This window comes from Kitasatospora sp. NPDC058184, assembly GCF_042883725.1.
GTDB lineage: Bacteria > Actinomycetota > Actinomycetes > Streptomycetales > Streptomycetaceae > Kitasatospora.
In genome coordinates this window covers 223,325-238,113 of sequence record NZ_JBHVVE010000003.1, presented here as the reverse complement: position 1 = coordinate 238,113, position 14,789 = coordinate 223,325, and the positions used below count along the sequence as shown (strand labels likewise).

20 protein-coding genes are annotated in these 14,789 nt (G+C 71.7%); 7 read left to right on the top strand and 13 right to left on the bottom strand.

Annotated elements, in window-relative coordinates:
* Positions 1-55: 55 nt before the first annotated feature.
* Positions 56-904 (top strand): helix-turn-helix domain-containing protein, encoded by an 849-nt coding sequence (locus ACFVXH_RS07440; RefSeq protein ID WP_387821171.1) that lies wholly within the window; start codon positions 56-58, stop codon positions 902-904.
* Here ACFVXH_RS07440 and ACFVXH_RS07435 read toward each other — a convergent pair.
* The 11 genes from ACFVXH_RS07435 to ACFVXH_RS07385 form a co-directional block, all read right to left on the bottom strand.
* On the bottom strand, positions 880-1,536 hold the full coding sequence (locus ACFVXH_RS07435) for a class I SAM-dependent methyltransferase (RefSeq protein ID WP_387821168.1): 657 nt from the start codon (positions 1,534-1,536) through the stop codon (positions 880-882). The genes ACFVXH_RS07440 and ACFVXH_RS07435 overlap by 25 nt on opposite strands.
* 74 nt (positions 1,537-1,610) lie before the next feature.
* Positions 1,611-2,354, bottom strand: a complete 744-nt coding sequence (locus ACFVXH_RS07430; protein WP_387821165.1) for a CPBP family intramembrane glutamic endopeptidase — start codon at positions 2,352-2,354, stop codon at positions 1,611-1,613.
* A gap of 291 nt (positions 2,355-2,645) precedes the next feature.
* Positions 2,646-3,068, bottom strand: coding sequence for a low molecular weight phosphotyrosine protein phosphatase (locus ACFVXH_RS07425; protein ID WP_387821163.1), 423 nt, complete (start codon positions 3,066-3,068; stop codon positions 2,646-2,648).
* Entirely contained in the window at positions 3,065-3,442 is a 378-nt protein-coding gene (locus ACFVXH_RS07420; protein WP_387821160.1) for an ASCH domain-containing protein, read from the bottom strand. The genes ACFVXH_RS07425 and ACFVXH_RS07420 overlap by 4 nt, the downstream gene beginning before the upstream one ends.
* A 177-nt stretch (positions 3,443-3,619) precedes the next feature.
* The gene (locus ACFVXH_RS07415) at positions 3,620-4,519 is read right to left on the bottom strand and encodes a hypothetical protein (protein WP_387821157.1); all 900 of its coding nucleotides are present in this window, start codon (positions 4,517-4,519) and stop codon (positions 3,620-3,622) included.
* A 135-nt stretch (positions 4,520-4,654) separates the two neighbouring features.
* Positions 4,655-5,503: a helix-turn-helix domain-containing protein gene (locus tag ACFVXH_RS07410; protein ID WP_387821154.1), complete on the bottom strand. Its 849-nt coding sequence runs from the start codon at positions 5,501-5,503 to the stop codon at positions 4,655-4,657.
* Between the two features lie 30 nt (positions 5,504-5,533).
* Positions 5,534-6,064, bottom strand: coding sequence for a DUF6879 family protein (locus ACFVXH_RS07405; protein ID WP_387821151.1), 531 nt, complete (start codon positions 6,062-6,064; stop codon positions 5,534-5,536).
* A complete protein-coding gene (locus ACFVXH_RS07400) occupies positions 5,988-6,299 on the bottom strand; it encodes a hypothetical protein (protein WP_387821148.1) in 312 nt (103 codons plus the stop codon). Before ACFVXH_RS07400 ends, ACFVXH_RS07405 begins: the two co-directional genes overlap by 77 nt.
* A gap of 244 nt (positions 6,300-6,543) precedes the next feature.
* Positions 6,544-6,840 (bottom strand): hypothetical protein, encoded by a 297-nt coding sequence (locus ACFVXH_RS07395; protein WP_380781282.1) that lies wholly within the window; start codon positions 6,838-6,840, stop codon positions 6,544-6,546.
* 320 nt (positions 6,841-7,160) lie between these two features.
* A complete protein-coding gene (locus tag ACFVXH_RS07390; protein WP_074001038.1) occupies positions 7,161-7,352 on the bottom strand; it encodes a DUF397 domain-containing protein in 192 nt (63 codons plus the stop codon).
* Complete coding sequence (locus tag ACFVXH_RS07385; RefSeq protein WP_375876274.1) at positions 7,349-8,206, bottom strand: helix-turn-helix domain-containing protein; 858 nt, start codon at positions 8,204-8,206, stop codon at positions 7,349-7,351. Before ACFVXH_RS07385 ends, ACFVXH_RS07390 begins: the two co-directional genes overlap by 4 nt.
* A 237-nt stretch (positions 8,207-8,443) precedes the next feature.
* On the opposite strand from ACFVXH_RS07385, the gene ACFVXH_RS07380 reads away from it, so the two are divergent.
* Positions 8,444-8,836 (top strand): ATP-binding protein, encoded by a 393-nt coding sequence (locus ACFVXH_RS07380; RefSeq protein ID WP_380781284.1) that lies wholly within the window; start codon positions 8,444-8,446, stop codon positions 8,834-8,836.
* Positions 8,833-9,108, top strand: a complete 276-nt coding sequence (locus ACFVXH_RS07375; protein WP_380781285.1) for a hypothetical protein — start codon at positions 8,833-8,835, stop codon at positions 9,106-9,108. The genes ACFVXH_RS07380 and ACFVXH_RS07375 overlap by 4 nt, the downstream gene beginning before the upstream one ends.
* A gap of 291 nt (positions 9,109-9,399) precedes the next feature.
* Here ACFVXH_RS07375 and ACFVXH_RS07370 read toward each other — a convergent pair whose 3' ends face one another.
* A complete protein-coding gene (locus ACFVXH_RS07370; protein ID WP_074001041.1) occupies positions 9,400-10,383 on the bottom strand; it encodes a helix-turn-helix transcriptional regulator in 984 nt (327 codons plus the stop codon).
* Positions 10,384-10,585: 202 nt separating this feature from the next.
* Here ACFVXH_RS07370 and ACFVXH_RS07365 point away from each other — a divergent pair, with 202 nt between their 5' ends.
* From ACFVXH_RS07365 to ACFVXH_RS07355, 3 genes are all read left to right on the top strand, one after another.
* A complete protein-coding gene (locus ACFVXH_RS07365) occupies positions 10,586-11,701 on the top strand; it encodes an alpha/beta hydrolase (RefSeq protein WP_387821141.1) in 1,116 nt (371 codons plus the stop codon).
* Between the two features lie 47 nt (positions 11,702-11,748).
* Positions 11,749-12,843: an RICIN domain-containing protein gene (locus tag ACFVXH_RS07360; protein WP_387821138.1), complete on the top strand. Its 1,095-nt coding sequence runs from the start codon at positions 11,749-11,751 to the stop codon at positions 12,841-12,843.
* Between the two features lie 260 nt (positions 12,844-13,103).
* On the top strand, positions 13,104-13,643 hold the full coding sequence (locus ACFVXH_RS07355) for an RICIN domain-containing protein (RefSeq protein ID WP_387821135.1): 540 nt from the start codon (positions 13,104-13,106) through the stop codon (positions 13,641-13,643).
* 89 nt (positions 13,644-13,732) lie between these two features.
* Here the strand turns inward: ACFVXH_RS07355 and ACFVXH_RS07350 are convergent, their stop codons facing one another.
* Positions 13,733-14,254 (bottom strand): peptidylprolyl isomerase, encoded by a 522-nt coding sequence (locus ACFVXH_RS07350; RefSeq protein WP_387821132.1) that lies wholly within the window; start codon positions 14,252-14,254, stop codon positions 13,733-13,735.
* A 219-nt stretch (positions 14,255-14,473) separates the two neighbouring features.
* On the opposite strand from ACFVXH_RS07350, the gene ACFVXH_RS07345 reads away from it, so the two are divergent.
* Positions 14,474-14,674, top strand: a complete 201-nt coding sequence (locus tag ACFVXH_RS07345) for a hypothetical protein (RefSeq protein ID WP_387821129.1) — start codon at positions 14,474-14,476, stop codon at positions 14,672-14,674.
* The last annotated feature ends 115 nt before the right edge of the window (positions 14,675-14,789 follow it).

Below are 14,789 nucleotides of genomic sequence, written 5' to 3'. Positions count from 1 at the left end.
CGGACCGGGCGGCGGTCCGGGCCCGAGGGCGGACGGCTGCGCCTACCGTTGGACCGTGGACGGACAGGTGTGCGGCGAGGAGTGCCCGGTCGGCGGGCCGGACCCGGACGGCCGCGGGGTGCCGTTCGGCCGGCCCGGCGCGGCTCGCGCCGACCCGGCCCGGCCCGGCGCGGGAGGCGGGCCGGCGGCCGGGGCCGCCGGGGCCGGGGCCCCGCGGTTCGCCGTCGGCCCCGGATACGCCCTCTACCAGGGGCCGTTGGCGGACAGCGCCTTCCACCGGCACGCCACCTTCCAGGTCGCCGTCGCGGCCGCCGCCCGCACGGTGGCCATCGACGACGACACCGGGCGGCGCCACCGCGGGCCCGCGCTCGTGGTGGCGCCGATGGTGCGCCACCGGATGGCCCCGACCCGGGAGGTGCTGACCTTCTACGTCGACCCGCACTGCGCCTTCGCCGACCGGCTGCGCGCGGGCTGCGCACCGGGGGTCGCCATCGCCCCGCAGTGGCGGGGCCTGACCGAGCGGGACGTCCGGCCCGGTGGCGGGCTGCCCGCCACCGGGCTGGACCCTCGGCTGCGCGCGGCGATGGCGGCACTGGCCGCCGACGGCCGGGAGCCGCTGGAGGGCCTGGCCGCGCGCGTCGGACTGTCCCCGCAACGCCTGCGGGCCCTGGCACGGCGACAGTTGGGGGTGCCGCTGGCGCGCTGGCGCAGCTGGCAGCGGCTGTCCCGGGCGGCACTGGCCCTCGGCGAGGGGTGCTCCCTGGCACAGGCGGCGCTCGCGGGAGGGTTCGCCGACCAGGCCCATCTCACCCGTTGGATGCGGGAGTTGACGGGGCTGACACCCTCGCAGGTGCTGCCCGCCCTGCGCGGAACGGCGGTTCAGGCCGGGCGGCGCGCGGTGTAGAAGGACATCGAGCCGGTCACCGTCGCGACGGTGTCCACCTCGCGTACCCCCTCGAAGCCGGCCTCGGCGATCAGCCGGGGCAGGATGCCGTCGGCGTTCGGCTGGGTGTCCTCCTTGCCGTCGGCGAACTGGACGATCCGGAAGGCCAGCCGCATGGCCGCCGTGCGCTGCCGCCCGTAGTCGGCGATCACCAGCTTCCCGCCGGGGCGCAGCGTGCGGTGCATGGCGGCGAGGACGGCCTGCTTCATCGGGAGGGGGCACTGGTGCAGGACGAGGCTGGAGACGACGGTGTCGGCGGTCCCGGCGCCGACGACCTCGTCCACCGTGTCGCCCATGCCGGTACGGAAGTCGGGTTCGATCCCGGCCGCGGCGGCCTTGCGGCGGGCCAGGCGCAGCACGGCGGGGTCGGGGTCGACGCCGACGACGGTGGCCTGCGGTTCGGCGCGGCCCAGCAGGACGGCGAAGGACCCGGTGCCGCAGCCGACGTCGACGATGACGTCACCGGGGCGCGGGGCGGCGTGCATGGCGAGCAGGCTGCGCCACAGGCGTTCGCGGGTGAGCGAGACGATCGGGTCGTAGAGCCCGAGGGCGAGGCGCCCGGCGGCGGGGGTGAAGGTGTCGGTCGGTGTCATCCGGCCAGTGTGGTCGGGCGGTTGGGGCCGCGTCTTGAACGAATCGCTCGCGTCCCCGGGGGCGGATGAGCGCTTCAGGAAGCGGCCGGAGCGGGAGCCGTACGGGCCCGGAGCAGCAGGAGCAGCCCGATCCCGAGCCCCAGGTCGACGGCCAGGCCCAGTGCCTGCAGCCAGTCGGCCGTCTTCCCCGGCGAGTAGATCTCCAGGTAGTCGGACAGCGCGTGCACCAGCACCAGCGGCCAGACGCTCCCGATGTACAGGCGCGCCCCGCACAGGCAGAAGCCAAACGCGCCGGCCTCCAGGACCTGCCACAGCGTGTTGCCCAGGGGCGCGCCGAAGAACAGCCAGTTGCCGAGGTGCCCGACCCCGAACAGCACCGCCGTCAGCACCACCGCGCGCACCGGGCCGAGCGGCCGCGCGACCTCCAACACCAGTGCCCGGCTGCTCAGTTCCTCGCTGACCCCGATGGCGAGCATCAGCACCACCCCGCCCACCAGGGTCGCCGTCCCGCCCTCGATCCCGGGCAGCGCCGCCAGCCCCGCCACCACGACCAGCGGCAGCAGCACCGGCCAGCGCGCCATCACCCCGAGGCCCGTCACCCCGCCGGTCGCCAGCAGCCCCCAGGCCCGGAGCAGCACCAACACCACCGCCGCGCCCGCCAGGTTGACCACGGTCGGCCCCAACTGCGGGAACCACCCGGGCTCCAACGGCGGCAGCACCTTCGCCACCACCACGATCACCGCCTGCCAGACGACCGCGACCCCGACCGCCCCCAGCACCGGATGCCGGCGCACCTGGCTCCCCCATCGCTTCAGCACGGCTCGATGGTAGGCGCGGCAACGTCAAGTCAGCGTCAACCCGGACAAGTTGAGCCCCAACCGAGATACCGGCGACGGGCGCACAGGAAGTCGGACCCGCCGACTTCCTACGCACACCACGGCAGACCGGGCGGCCCTGCGCACTCCGCAGGGCCGCCCGGCAAGAAGCGCTTCAGGAACCGGCCGGGAACTCGCCCGCCCGGACACCGGCGACGAAGGACCGCCACGCCTCGGGGGAAAGCCGAGAACCGGCCCGTGAGGGCGTTGCCGTCCCGCCGCGCGCCAAGCCGATCAGGCTGCGTAGAACGGCCTTGCGGCATCCTGGATCTCCGCGACCGCCCTGGCGAAGCCCTCCGGTTCGCCGCCCCACGGGTCCGCGATGCCCGAACCGAGGACTCGCACCGCGCGGTCGGGGCCGACGAGGGCCTGGACGGTGTCGGCGGTCTTCCCGTCCACGGCGAGCAAGTCGTCCGCCCAGTCGATCTGCTGCCGGTCGAGGAGGACGCCGCGGTGCGCGGTCAGGTCGTAGCCGAAGCCGGCGGCGGCCTCGATCATGAGGGGGTGGGCGGGCTTGCCGACGTGCCAGTTCTCGGTGCCCGCCGAGCGGACGAGGAGCTTGCCTCCCGCGCGCTCGGCGATGATCAGTGCGGCGATCGGGGACCGGCAGTGGTTTCCCTTGCAGATCACCAGGACCTTGCGGCGGGCCGGGCTCATTCGGCGTGCACCCTCTCGATCTCGAAGGTGAGCACGCCCAACGCCTCCTTGTGGGGCGGGAAGATGGCGTGGATCGCTTCGAGCTGTTCGGCCTCGGTGGCGTGCGGGTTGACCGCCTCCACGCGCTCGGTGCCGAACATCTCCTTGAAGGTGCGGTACGTCCCGATCCGGGTGACCCGGGTCAGGCAACTCGACTCGCGGCAGGTGAAGTTGATCAGGTCTCCCGGCTTGATCCGCTTCATCGACTCGTAGGCGACGCGGACCTCGACCGTCTTCTCGCCGCTGGCGATCAGGTCGAAGTACTGCCGGTAGATCGGCATGGTGCGGGGGCGCTTCGCCCGGGAGTCGAGCGTGTCGGGTCGGCGGGTGCTCATCAGTGTTTCCAATGCGGTCGTGGTGTAGGAGCGGAAGAAGTGCCTGGGGTCGCTCAGCACGAGTTCGCCGAGACCCGTCAGCGCTTCGACGTAGTCCTCCTGGGTGCCGGGCCAGGCCGAGGGGTCGAGCAGCCACGCGGGGGTGGTGTCGTCCTGGGCGAGTCCCGCTTCGGCGGCTTAGCGCAGCAGGCTCTTGGAGAGTTTGCCGCCGTCGCTGCCGAGGATCTGGGGGGTGAAGATCCGGACCGGCAGGGGGCCGGGCGGCAGGCCGAGGACGGCGTGCGCGCCGTCGACGAGTTGGCAGCCGAAGGCCCAGTCACCACCCTTGACCATGACGTGCAAGGTCCGGTCGTCGGGCCGGTAGGAGCGTTCCTTGACGACGTTGCGGTACAGCGTGGCGAGGTCGAGGTAGCCGCCGCCCAGCGGCGTGATGTCGGCTTCGTAGCGGCCGTGCTCGAAGCAGAACGCCTCGAACAGGCCGCCGGCCTCGTCCAGTTCCAGCAGCCGCGTCCGCTCGGCGTGCTTCTCCGCCCAGCCGCACGCCGGGCAGGGCAGCCGGATTTGGGCACTGCCGCTGTTCGGCGACAGCCAGGCGCCGACCGCGTCCAGGAGTTCCAGCGTCCGCAGGAACTCGGCCCGGAACGCCGGGGCGTCCTGCTGCCGGGTGTAGGTGGTGACCGTGTACGGCACGTTCGTCCGGGCGCGGCAGGCGTCGAACAGCGGCCGGTAGTGCCGGGCGACGAGCGATGAGATCTCGTCGGCGCCCAGGGCATGGGCGTAGGCCCGCTGGTAGCGCCGGCCGTCGAAACCGGCCGTCTCCGCCGGGGAGTTGTCGAGCGCGCAGAAGTCGACCACGGTGTCGACGCCGAATTCGTCCCGGGCCCGCTCCGCCAGGAGGAAGGCGAGGCTCTGGACGAGGTGGGTTCCCAGGTGCGGGTTCCCGTTGATCTGCGTGCCCACCGAGAAGCCGATGCGCTCGATGTCGCAGTCCACGATGCGCGGCCGCAGGACGTCCACGGCGTCGTCAACGGCGTTGGCGAGCACCGTGTTCGGGGACTTCAGCGTCAATGCGGTCATGGTGCGCCTCCCTCGGGTCGGGATGGTGCGATGGGTGAGGTGGTGAGAGAGCGCCGGCCGGCGGCGGGGGTGCGTCATAGACCGTAGGAGCCCCGGCACAGCGCACTCAACGAGCTTGCGCCTTATTGCGGGCCGTCACTCCAACGAGGCGACGGCGTCGGCGATCAGTGCCCTGGCCTGCGTCCCGTACACGGCCATGCCGGACAGTCCCATGAAGGCCCGGATGTAGTCCGTGATCTCTCTGGGCTGGAGCACGTTCACCTTCGCCGTCAGCGTCTCCACCGCCACCCGCTGGTCATCGAACAGGTAGAAGGCCTCAAGGGGCCAGACGGCGCGCGGGCCGCCGACCGGGATGATCCCGACGGAGACGGACGGCAGCGACATCAAGGTGAGCAGATGGCGGAGCTGGGCGGCCATGTCCTCGGCGCTGCCGATCCTGGTGCGCAACACCCATTCCTCGATGAGGACCGCGAACCGGCGCGCCCCCGTGTACATGAGCTGCGCCCGCGCCAGACGCGCCGGTACGGCCGTCGCGACGTCGTTCGGGGTGCCCTGGAAATCGGTGATGGACTGCATGAGCGCCGTCGCGTACCCGGTGGTCTGGAAGAAGCCGGGAAGTACGTTCGACACGTAGATCCGGAAGAGCCTCGTACGCTCGTAGTCGCCGAGGACCTTCTCCTGGGCGAGCCTCATGCCGGAACTGTTCCGGCGCCTCCACTCCTGGTACATCGAGTCGGCTGCGCGGGATGCCGCGATCAGGTCGGGGATCCGGTCGCCGGCCCCGCAGGCGACGCACCAGGCCCTGATGTCGCCTTCCGACGGGGCGGCCTTGCCGGACTGGATGCGGGAGGTCTTGGCGGGGTGCCAACCGCACAGGGCGGACAGCCCGCTTCCCGTGAGTCCGGCGTCCTTGCGGATCTCGACCAGCTGGTCGGCGACGGCCTTTCGCGCTGCGACGACGCTGGACGAAGGCGACGATGACATGTGCTGTCCACCCGGTGGTTCGGTGCCGGCTCAGACCTCGAAGTCCTCGTGGGGCACCCCCCGTTCCCACACGGCTTCGAAGGCCTTCGTGCACAGTTCGGCGGTGGCGGGGTCCTCGGTCATCACGTTCCGGGGATCGGCCCACTCACCGTCGCCCGTGAACAGGTTGAACCGCACGATCCTGCTGTCGAACAACCAGAAGTCGGCCCCGGGCAACGCGAGGTCCAGCGCCCGGCGCCGGGGCAGCCATCGGATCTGCTCACCGGCCGCGATGTTGGTGAACGTGTGGGAGTGCTCGTAGCGGATGTACTCGGTGACGGGCTCCGACACGATCCGGGCCCGCCGGATCGTCACGCCACGGGCAATCGTCTCCACGACGAAGTCGTGGAACGGATGCCACCACTCGGCCCGGTTCTCCAGGGAGTACCGGTGCCCGGCCTTCCACGCGGCGAACTGATCGGCTTCGTCCGCGACACCGTACTGGTCACGCATCTCCAGATGCACGGCCGACTTCTTCGCCTCCCGGAGCAGGGTCCTGAAGTCCGGCACGTTCGATGGCATCGCAAGCCTTCCTGATGAAGGGGATCATCCGCTCGGGGATGCTGATCACGGACTCGTGGGCAGGCACGCCGGCCTTGTGACCGGCAACCCACTCGGTCTCGCCGACCTCCGCGAGCACGGCCCCGGTGACGGTGTCACCCTGGATCACGAGCCGACGCCGAGCCACGTCCACCCAGACGGTGGGCGAGCCTTCCTCGTTGGTCTCGGGGTCGATTCCGAAGAACTCTAGGCCCATGGCCACCTCTCCTGTCACGCGGCTTACGCATTCGTGTGCACGGAGTTGACGCGACATCAGCATCCCGCGCCCGAGGCTGCGTTGTCAGGCGTTTCATCTCCTGATGAAACGCCTGCTCAGCCGACCCGCCGGACCACTCCTCACCATGTCGAGCAGGACGAAAACCCCCAGCGCGCCGTTCAACCGGGCGGCCCCGCGTGACGCGCGGGGCCGCCCGGCAAGGAGGCAGGGGGACTTCGCGCGTCTACCAGGCGTGCCAGAGTGCGTCGTGGCGGTGGTGGACCGGGGGGATGTCCGCGCCGGCGAGGTCGTGGCCGGCGCGGTGCAGTCCACGGATCCGCTGGGCGTCGAGCCGGCCCCGGAGGCGGGCCCGGCCTTCGGCCGTGGCCATCTCGGTGGAGAAGTACCCCGTCCTGCAGTCGAGCACCTGCCACTGCCAGGAGGTGATCCGGCGGCGCGTCTTCTTGGGGGCGGGGCGGCGGCCTTCACGGGCGGCCCGGGCCAGTTCGGCGCGGGTGTAGCGCAGGTCGTACAAAGACATGGAGTGCGATGCGCCTTCTTCGACGCGGAGTTGTCGGGGAGTCGTGCGGACGGTTCGGGACATCAGGGGCCTCCGTAGGGCCCTCCGGGCTCTCCAGAGGTACCTACGGCGGGTGCGAATCGGTCAGCACGAATCAGCCTCCAGCGGTCGGGGCGGCCTACCCGGCAGCACAGTAGTCGCGCGGAGGGGTGGAGGCTTCAGGTTTTCAGCCCGCCCCCGCTGCGAGGTCGAGGCACTCCGAGGGCCCTCACGTTGGCCCAGCGCATCAAGCAGACCGGGCGGCCCTGCGTGCTCCGCAGGGCCGCCCGGCAAGAAACGCTTCAGGAACCGGCCGGAAAGTCGCCGGCCTGGACGCCCGCAACGAAGGACTGCCACGCCTCAGCGGTGAAAGCGAGAGCCGGCCCGTGAGGATCCTTGCTGTCCCGCACCGGAACCACGCCGGTGACGCCATCGGCCACCTCGACGCAGTCGCCGCCAGAGGGATTGCTGTAGCTGCTCTTGTGCCAGTTCATACTCCGTACCCTTCTGTCATCAGCTTCTGCATCCAGGAGACGGAGTCCTCCGGAGTCATCGCCAACGACGTTAGCTGGTTGAAGACAGTCTCATGCCGAAGGATGTCGGCCTCCTTCTCGATGTAGAGGCTGCTGCTGACCGACTCGCAGTAAACGACCTCGCCCGGCACGTCCGAGAAGGAAAGTATGCGGAAATTCGTCCCCATCGCCGCGTGAGCACCCACGCTGAACGGAAGCACCTGGATGGTGATGTTGGGCAATTGCGAAGTCGTAACCAGGTGGCCGACCTGCTCCGTCATGACGTGAGCGCCCCCGACCACGCGTCGAAGGACGGCCTCGGAGAGCACAGCGTGAACGGCTAGTGGTTCTGGACTCCGGACGAGCTCTTGGCGTTGCAGCCTGAGCTTCACCCGCCGTTCGATGGCTTGGTCACCGTTCCGCTCCGACCGGAAGGCCCGAAATACCTCGCGTGCGTAGTCGGCGGTCTGAAACAGCCCAGGAATCAACTCGGACTCATAGGAGCGAATCCGCGCGGCGTCGGCCTCAAGGCCCACGTAGGTCTGGAACCAGTCCGGCAGGGTGTCCGCGTAGTCGTGCCACCAGCCGCGCTGCGTGCTGCGGCGGGTCAGCGAGATGAACTGCCGCAACTCGGCCTCGTCGCTGACGCCGTACAGTTCGAGCATCGCGCGAATGTCTGATTCCTTCAGGGTCGTCTGACCCGACTCGATCCGCGACACCTTGGTTGCACTGAAGCCGAGTTCGTCCGCAACGGACTTGGCCTGACGCCCGGTCCGTTCGCGCAATCGTCGCAGCTCGGAGCCGAGCCTACGGCGCAGCACGGTTGGACTGTCCACGCTCGTCGCTCCCTCTTGGTTGACGTCGGGTCACAGTCTGCCACCTCCCTTGGCGGTCACAAGAATCTTGCGACTCCGCGCAATTGCGTGATGGCGCGCTTGCACAATGAAGCCATTGCAGAGCATGCTACAGGGAGTAGTCCTTCGGGTCTCTTGAGTGACTGATCCTGACCTGCTGCCGGGCATCCCTATGCCTCCACATGGCTTCAAACTCCGCACCTGGAAGGTGGATTCGCCATGTCCTGCCACTCCTCCACCACCTGGCTGCCGCGCAGCCGCCGCTCCCCCGGCGAGGGGCGCTCCCTCCTCGCCTCGCTCCTCGCCTCCACCCCCGCCGGTGAGTCGTACCGCGACTCCGGGCTCCTGATCGTCTCGGAGCTCGTCACCAACGCCCTCGTCCACGGGACGCCGCCCGGCCACCGCATCTACCTCGCCCTCGACCTCGACCCCGCCCGCCTCCGCATCGAGGTGCACGACGCCCGGCGGAACCGCGAACCGGTCCTGCGCGCCCTCACCCTCGACGGCGAGGCCGGACGCGGCCTCCACCTCGTCAAGTGCCTGTCGACCCGCACGGGTTGCTCCCCGCGCGAGCACACCGGCAAGATCGTCTGGTCGGAGGTGGCCGCGTGAGGGCCGATCACGACGTCCTCGTGGAGATCCCGGACCACCAGCCGCCCGCCGTCCACACCCTCAGCGACGACCTCCTGCGCCGGCTCTGGGACTCGGTCCGCTACCGCCCGATGTCCCGCTTCCAGCACTACGCCCTGGAGCGCCGCCTCACCGGCCCCTGTGCCCGGCGCGACATCATCCGCGACCTCGCCGACGAACCCGTCCTCGTCATCCCTGCCGGCGACCGCGAGATCAGGATCAGCTGGGCGAACCCCACCCAGCAGCCCACGTGATCGGCCACGTCCGGCGCTGAGACCCGGCCGGCCCCCAGCCCGGACCGCCGCCTCAGCACCGACCCGTCCACTCCCCGCTCCACTTCGACGACGGCCGCGTCGCCGCGCACCGCGAGAAGTCGGCCGATCCGACTTCTCGCGCCCCTCCCCGCCGACGCGCCGCGTCAGACGTCAGGCCGGCGCCCCGCCTACAGACAACCCCTCCACGCGGCCCGCACCAGAAGTCGGCCGATCCGACTTCCCACTCCCTCCCCTCCACACCAACGCACCGCACCAGGAAGCCGCCCCCGCCTACAGCCACCCCCTCCGCGCGGCCTGCACCCCCGCCTGGAAACGGGTGGTGGCCCCCAGGTGCGCCAGCAGGGTCGAGACCCGCCGCACCACCGTGCGCCGCCCCAGCCCCAGCCGGCGGGCGATCGCGTCGTCCGTGGCCCCTCCGGCCATCAACGTGAGGATCCGCCGGTCGCGTTCGTCGATGCGCGGGTCGACGCCGGCCATGGAGGCGGGTACGGCCAGGCGCCACAGCGTCTCGAAGACCGCGCTCAGCGCGTTCAGCAGCCCGGACGGCCGGATCAGCAGCGAGACGACGCCCGGTCCGTCGTCGGCGCGCAGCGTGACGATGGCCAGGTCGTCGTCCCCGATGGCGAGTTTGAGCGGCGGCTCGTCCAGTGTCCGCGCCTGCTCGCCCGCCTCGATCATCCGGGCCATGTTGGGCCCGGCCACCGGGTCCTGGAACGCGCACCCCTGGTAGATGGCGCGGTAGACGACGCCCGCGGCCATCCGGCGGCGTTGCAGCACCTCCTGGTCGAGGTAGTGGGCGCGGCTGCCGGAGTACGGCGGCACGTCGATGACCCGCACCTGGTGACGGGCGGCGAGTTGGAGGCGGTGGCTGGCGGCCAGCACCTCGGTCGGGTCGTCGACGACCTCCAGCGCGCCGTAGCTGCCGGTGTCGCGGCGGGCGAAGCGGTAGAGCCGTTCCAGTTCGGCGCCGGCCCGGCGGGCGGCGGCCTGGCGCAGCGCGTCGTGCTGCAGCACCGCCTCGACCACCCGGGCGGGCGGCAGCGCCTCCCAGGCGTGGTCGCGGTCGTCGGCGCTGTCGGTGGTGTCGAAGGCCACCGCGACGCCCTCGTCGGCGAGGTCGCGGAGCACGGCGAGGACGGCCTCCTCGTCCAGGCCCGCCTCCCGTGCCAGTTCGGGTACGCGGGCGCGCGGCCGGCCGACCAGGCAGTGGTAGACGCGGCCGCGTTCGGAGTCCGGTTCCAGTACGTCGTGCACGACACCCCCCAATGTCACGGTGCGCCCCGCCCCCCGTACCCGCCCCGGGCGGAGCCGGGGGAGCCTACCCGCAGCGGCGGCGCACATGCGCCGGTGGCCCAGGTGCGCCACCGGGGGCTCTGGCGTCCGGGCGGGGCCCCTGGCAAGAGTTGACGGCGATCAGTCACACGACGGAAGACACGACGGAAGGCCGAGGACGCCCATGCCCCCTGCCCGGCTCCGGCGCGCCCGCGCGGCTCTCGCCGCCCTGGCCGCCTGCCTGCTCCCGCTCGCCGCACCCGCCGCACCCGCGTCCGCCTCGGCAACCGCCTCCGTACGGGCCGGGGCAGGGGCCGACGCGCCGCCACCGCTGACCGACGGCTTCGGCCTCACCCAGGTCGGCACCCCCACCGGCAGCGCCACCAACTTCGTCATCACCGTCACCACCCCGCAGGTCGCCGGACCGCACACCATCCGCATCCTGCTGCCCGCCGACTACGCGTCCCGGCCGGACAAGCGCTACCCGGTGCTGTACTTCCTGCACGGCGCCTCGGACAACCCGAGCGACCCGGCGCTGGCCTACCCCGCGCTGACCGCCGCCCAGTCGATGATCACCGTCATCCCGGACGGCGGCCTGCGCGGCTGGTACGCCGACTGGCTCGACCAGGGCACCGCCGCCGGCGCGCAGAACTGGGAGACCTTCCACCTCACCCAGGTCCTCCCGTTCGTCGACGCCAACCTGCGCACCCGCACCGACCGCGCCCACCGGGCCGTCGGCGGGCTGTCCATGGGCGGCTTCGGCGCCCTGCACTACGCCCAGGACCGCCCCGACCTGTTCGGCCAGGTCCTCACCATGTCCGGCGCCAACGACCTGTCCACCGACGAGATGATCATCCGCGGTGCCGTGGTCGCCACCCTGGTCAACGCCGGCACCGTGCTCTGCGGCCCCAGCGACGGCCACCCCTGCGGCCTGGACTTCGGCCCCACCGTCTCCAGCGACGCGATCTTCGGCAGCCCGTACCCGGTGTTCAACGCCGACTGGCGCTGGAACGCCGCCGACCCCGTCGCGCGCGCCGCCGTGCTCGACCACACCGGCATCGCCGTCTACACCGGCAACGGCAACAACAGCCCCGGCGACATGGAGTTCTGGGCCGAGGGCACCGCCAAGCGCCTCAAGCAGCGCCTGGACGCGCTCGGCCTGCCGTACCGCTTCACCGACTACGGCGACGGCACCGGCTGGGGCGCCGACTGCCACGGCGGCCACACCGCGGGCTGCTGGGCGCAGGACCTCGTGGACTACGTCCCGCGCCTGGAGGCGGCCTTCGCCGCCGCCTCCTGACCTCTGACCTCCTCTCCCCACCCTCTCCCCCGACGAAAGGACACCCCTTGCCCACCCTGCCCCTCGGACGCACCGCGCCCTGGCTGCGCCTGCTCGCGGCCCTCCTGGTGACCTGTTGCGCCGCCCTGGGCCTGGCCGCCGCCCCCGCCCGCGCCGCCGCGCCCGCGCCGTCCGCCCCGCTCGCCGCCTGCGCCTCGCCGCAGCAGTGCCTGACCATCAAGTCGCTCAGCAACGGGCGCCAACTCGACGTCCAGAACGGCAACATGGGCGACGGCGCCTACATCGTCACCAACTCCGCCCCCGGCTACCACCAGTCCTGGCGGCTGAACGTCGACCCCTCGGACTACACCTTCACCATCGTCAACAACGACACCGGCAAGTGCATCGACCTGGCCTTCCTCACCCCGGCCCTGCGCCAGCAGACCTGCGCCGGGCAGGCCAGCCAGCGCTGGTTCCTCCAGCCCGCGCCCGGCGGCGGCGACGCGTTCATGATCCGCCACGCCGGCGACAACACCTGCCTGGACCTGCTGCTCGGCGGCAACTACGACGACGCCTGGACCGACCAGTACGCCTGCAACGGCACCGCCAACCAGCAGTGGGCCACCGGCTTCGCGCAGGCCGCCCGCAACCTGGCCGTCGACCACGCCGCCAAGCAGTGCCAGAAGAACATCTCCGCCTGCTCCTGGGCCACGAAGAGCGAGGCCCCCGCCGCACCGCTGCCGCGGGTGTGCGCCTCCGCGATCTGGTTCAACAACACCAGCAGCACCGTCCAGCAGTCCTTCGCGGTCACCGACACCAGCGGCTGGTCCAACACCATCGGCACCGAGCTGGGCAGCGACATCGGCGGCGGCGCCGAAGGAGTGTTCAAGGCCTCGGTCAAGACCGGCATCAGCTTCCAGAACGTCTGGAGCGGCTCGCGCAGCGTCAACAACTCCGTCACCGTCACCGTCCCGCAGCAGCAGTACGGCTGGGTGACGCTCGCCGAGCTCGCCCGCAAGGTCACCGGCACCTGGACCTTCGACGCCCAGGGCTTCCCGTGGACCGCCGACGACACCATCACCATCCCGGTCACCTCCGACCCCAACGGCGGCGCCACCCTCTACATCGCCAACACCAGCGCGACGTTCAACAGCTGCTCCTGACACACCCCGCGCCCCACGTGCCGCCGCCCGCGCCTCGCCGGGCGGCGGCTTCGCGTTTCCGCCCACACGGCCCTGACCTGCGCTTTCCCACGGAGCTGCGGGCGGCCCGACATCTGGCTAGCCTGGTCGGGTGGGTACGAAGCACCGCCGTGCCCGCCGGGCCCCGGAGGCCCGACGGCCGGGGCGGCCCCGCAGAACCTCCGACGCCATCCGCGGCGGAGCCCGCCCACCTCCCGGACACCCCACGAGGGACGACCCGCATGGGAGCGACCACCATGTCCCCTGCCAAGCGCATCGCGACCGCGGCCATCACCGCCGTGCTCCTGGGCACCACCCCCGGCCTAGCCGCGGCGGCCGCCCCGCCGACGGCCCTGCCGTCCCAGCAGACCGGGCAGTGGCACCGGTTCAGGATCTACCCGCCGCCCAACGAACCGGCCATGGACCTGGACGTCAACGGCAGCGGCGTGGCCGTCGTCTCCACCCCCGACCCCGGGAACGAACACCAGCAGTGGAACCTGGACAAGATCGACGGGAAGCAGTTCATCAGGAACAGGGCGACGGGCACGTGCCTGACCGCCCCGAACGACACCCTGGACCCGGTCACCGTCCAGGCCTGCGACGGGAACAACCCGAACCAGCGGTGGGACGTGCACTACGTGAGGTCCGGCCAGGTCGAGATCTCACCCTGGTCCCACCTCTCCCTCGCCCTCACCGGGGGCGCACAATTCGGCAGCGACAAGGCCCTCCTCCGTCCGTACGCGGAGAAGGAAACCCAGGAGTGGTACCTCAGGTCCGCGTAGTGGCCCCCGGCACCGAAAGCCAACTCCCCTGCCCTGCCCCGCCCGTGTCCCGGGCGGGGCAGGATGGACGGCGGGCGGCGGGCGGCGGGTCAGGACTGCTCGATCTCCACGGAGGTGATCACCACGTCCTCGACCGGGCGCTCGTCCTCGGTCGGGGCGGCGGCGATCGCGTCGACCACGACCTTGGAGGCGGCGTCGGCGACCTGGCCGAAGATGGTGTGCTTGCGGTTGAGGTGGGCGGGGGTGCCCACCGTGATGAAGAACTGCGAGCCGTTGGTGCCCGGGCCGGCGTTGGCCATCGCGAGCAGGTACGGCTTGGTGAAGAACAGCTCCGGGTGGAACTCGTCCGCGAAGGCGTAGCCCGGGCCGCCGGTGCCGGTGCCGGTCGGGTCACCGCCCTGGATCATGAAGCCCTTGATCACCCGGTGGAACAGCGTGCCGTCGTAGTACGGGCCCTGGCCCGGCTCGCCGGTGCGCGGGTCGGTGTACTCCCGGGTGCCCTCGGCGAGTTCGGCGAAGTTGCGGACCGTCTTCGGCGCGTGGAACGGGAACAGCTCCAGGCGGATCGGGCCCGCCGTGGTGTGCAGGGTGGCGAACCGGGCAGTGGCCACGGGTGACTCCTCGGGGTACGGCTGACGGGTGGGTCCGGCACGTGGTGCCGGTCGGTACTTGTTCCCGTACGACCGGTACGGTGACCTGGGCCGTTCGGCACCCGCATCCTGGCACAGCGTCCGGCCTCGTGGCCGAACCGGGTGGGACGGTCCGCACGTCCTACCAGGCAGTAGGGCGTCGAGGAAAGGCGGGTCGCCGTGATGATCGGTGCGGTTCTGGTGGGGATTCTGGTCCTGGTGATCGCGGGGTGCGGCTGCGTGGTGTGGGCCGATCGCGGCGGGCCGCGCTGGGCCCGGGTGGCCGCCGCCCTCACCCTCGGCGCCGGCAACGCGCTGCGCAGCACAAAGCGCAGCCGGCGCCGCCAGGAGGGCTTCATCGGCGGGGACAACGGCGGGAACGGTGGCGGGGACGGCTGCTGAGCCGTCGTCGTCCGGGCGGGGAGGTCGAAGGGCCCTGGCCCCTGAACGCGGACGCGTCCCCGGCCGCCGCCCGGGTGGGCGGCCGCCGGGGACGCGAGGGGGTGTCAGCCCCCGG

Excerpts from the sequence above, each read along its gene's own strand:
- ACFVXH_RS07435 (WP_387821168.1), bottom strand. The coding sequence starts at position 1,536 with ATGACACCGACCGACACCTTCACCCCCGCCGCCGGGCGCCTCGCCCTC.
- ACFVXH_RS07425 (WP_387821163.1), bottom strand. The coding sequence starts at position 3,068 with ATGAGCCCGGCCCGCCGCAAGGTCCTGGTGATCTGCAAGGGAAACCAC.
- ACFVXH_RS07420 (WP_387821160.1), bottom strand. The coding sequence starts at position 3,442 with ATGAGCACCCGCCGACCCGACACGCTCGACTCCCGGGCGAAGCGCCCC.
- ACFVXH_RS07415 (WP_387821157.1), bottom strand. The coding sequence starts at position 4,519 with ATGACCGCATTGACGCTGAAGTCCCCGAACACGGTGCTCGCCAACGCC.
- ACFVXH_RS07410 (WP_387821154.1), bottom strand. The coding sequence starts at position 5,503 with ATGTCATCGTCGCCTTCGTCCAGCGTCGTCGCAGCGCGAAAGGCCGTC.
- ACFVXH_RS07405 (WP_387821151.1), bottom strand. The coding sequence starts at position 6,064 with ATGCCATCGAACGTGCCGGACTTCAGGACCCTGCTCCGGGAGGCGAAG.
- ACFVXH_RS07400 (WP_387821148.1), bottom strand. The coding sequence starts at position 6,299 with ATGGGCCTAGAGTTCTTCGGAATCGACCCCGAGACCAACGAGGAAGGC.
- ACFVXH_RS07395 (WP_380781282.1), bottom strand. The coding sequence starts at position 6,840 with ATGTCTTTGTACGACCTGCGCTACACCCGCGCCGAACTGGCCCGGGCC.
- ACFVXH_RS07390 (WP_074001038.1), bottom strand. The coding sequence starts at position 7,352 with ATGAACTGGCACAAGAGCAGCTACAGCAATCCCTCTGGCGGCGACTGC.
- ACFVXH_RS07380 (WP_380781284.1), top strand. The coding sequence starts at position 8,444 with ATGTCCTGCCACTCCTCCACCACCTGGCTGCCGCGCAGCCGCCGCTCC.
- ACFVXH_RS07365 (WP_387821141.1), top strand. The coding sequence starts at position 10,586 with ATGCCCCCTGCCCGGCTCCGGCGCGCCCGCGCGGCTCTCGCCGCCCTG.
- ACFVXH_RS07355 (WP_387821135.1), top strand. The coding sequence starts at position 13,104 with ATGGGAGCGACCACCATGTCCCCTGCCAAGCGCATCGCGACCGCGGCC.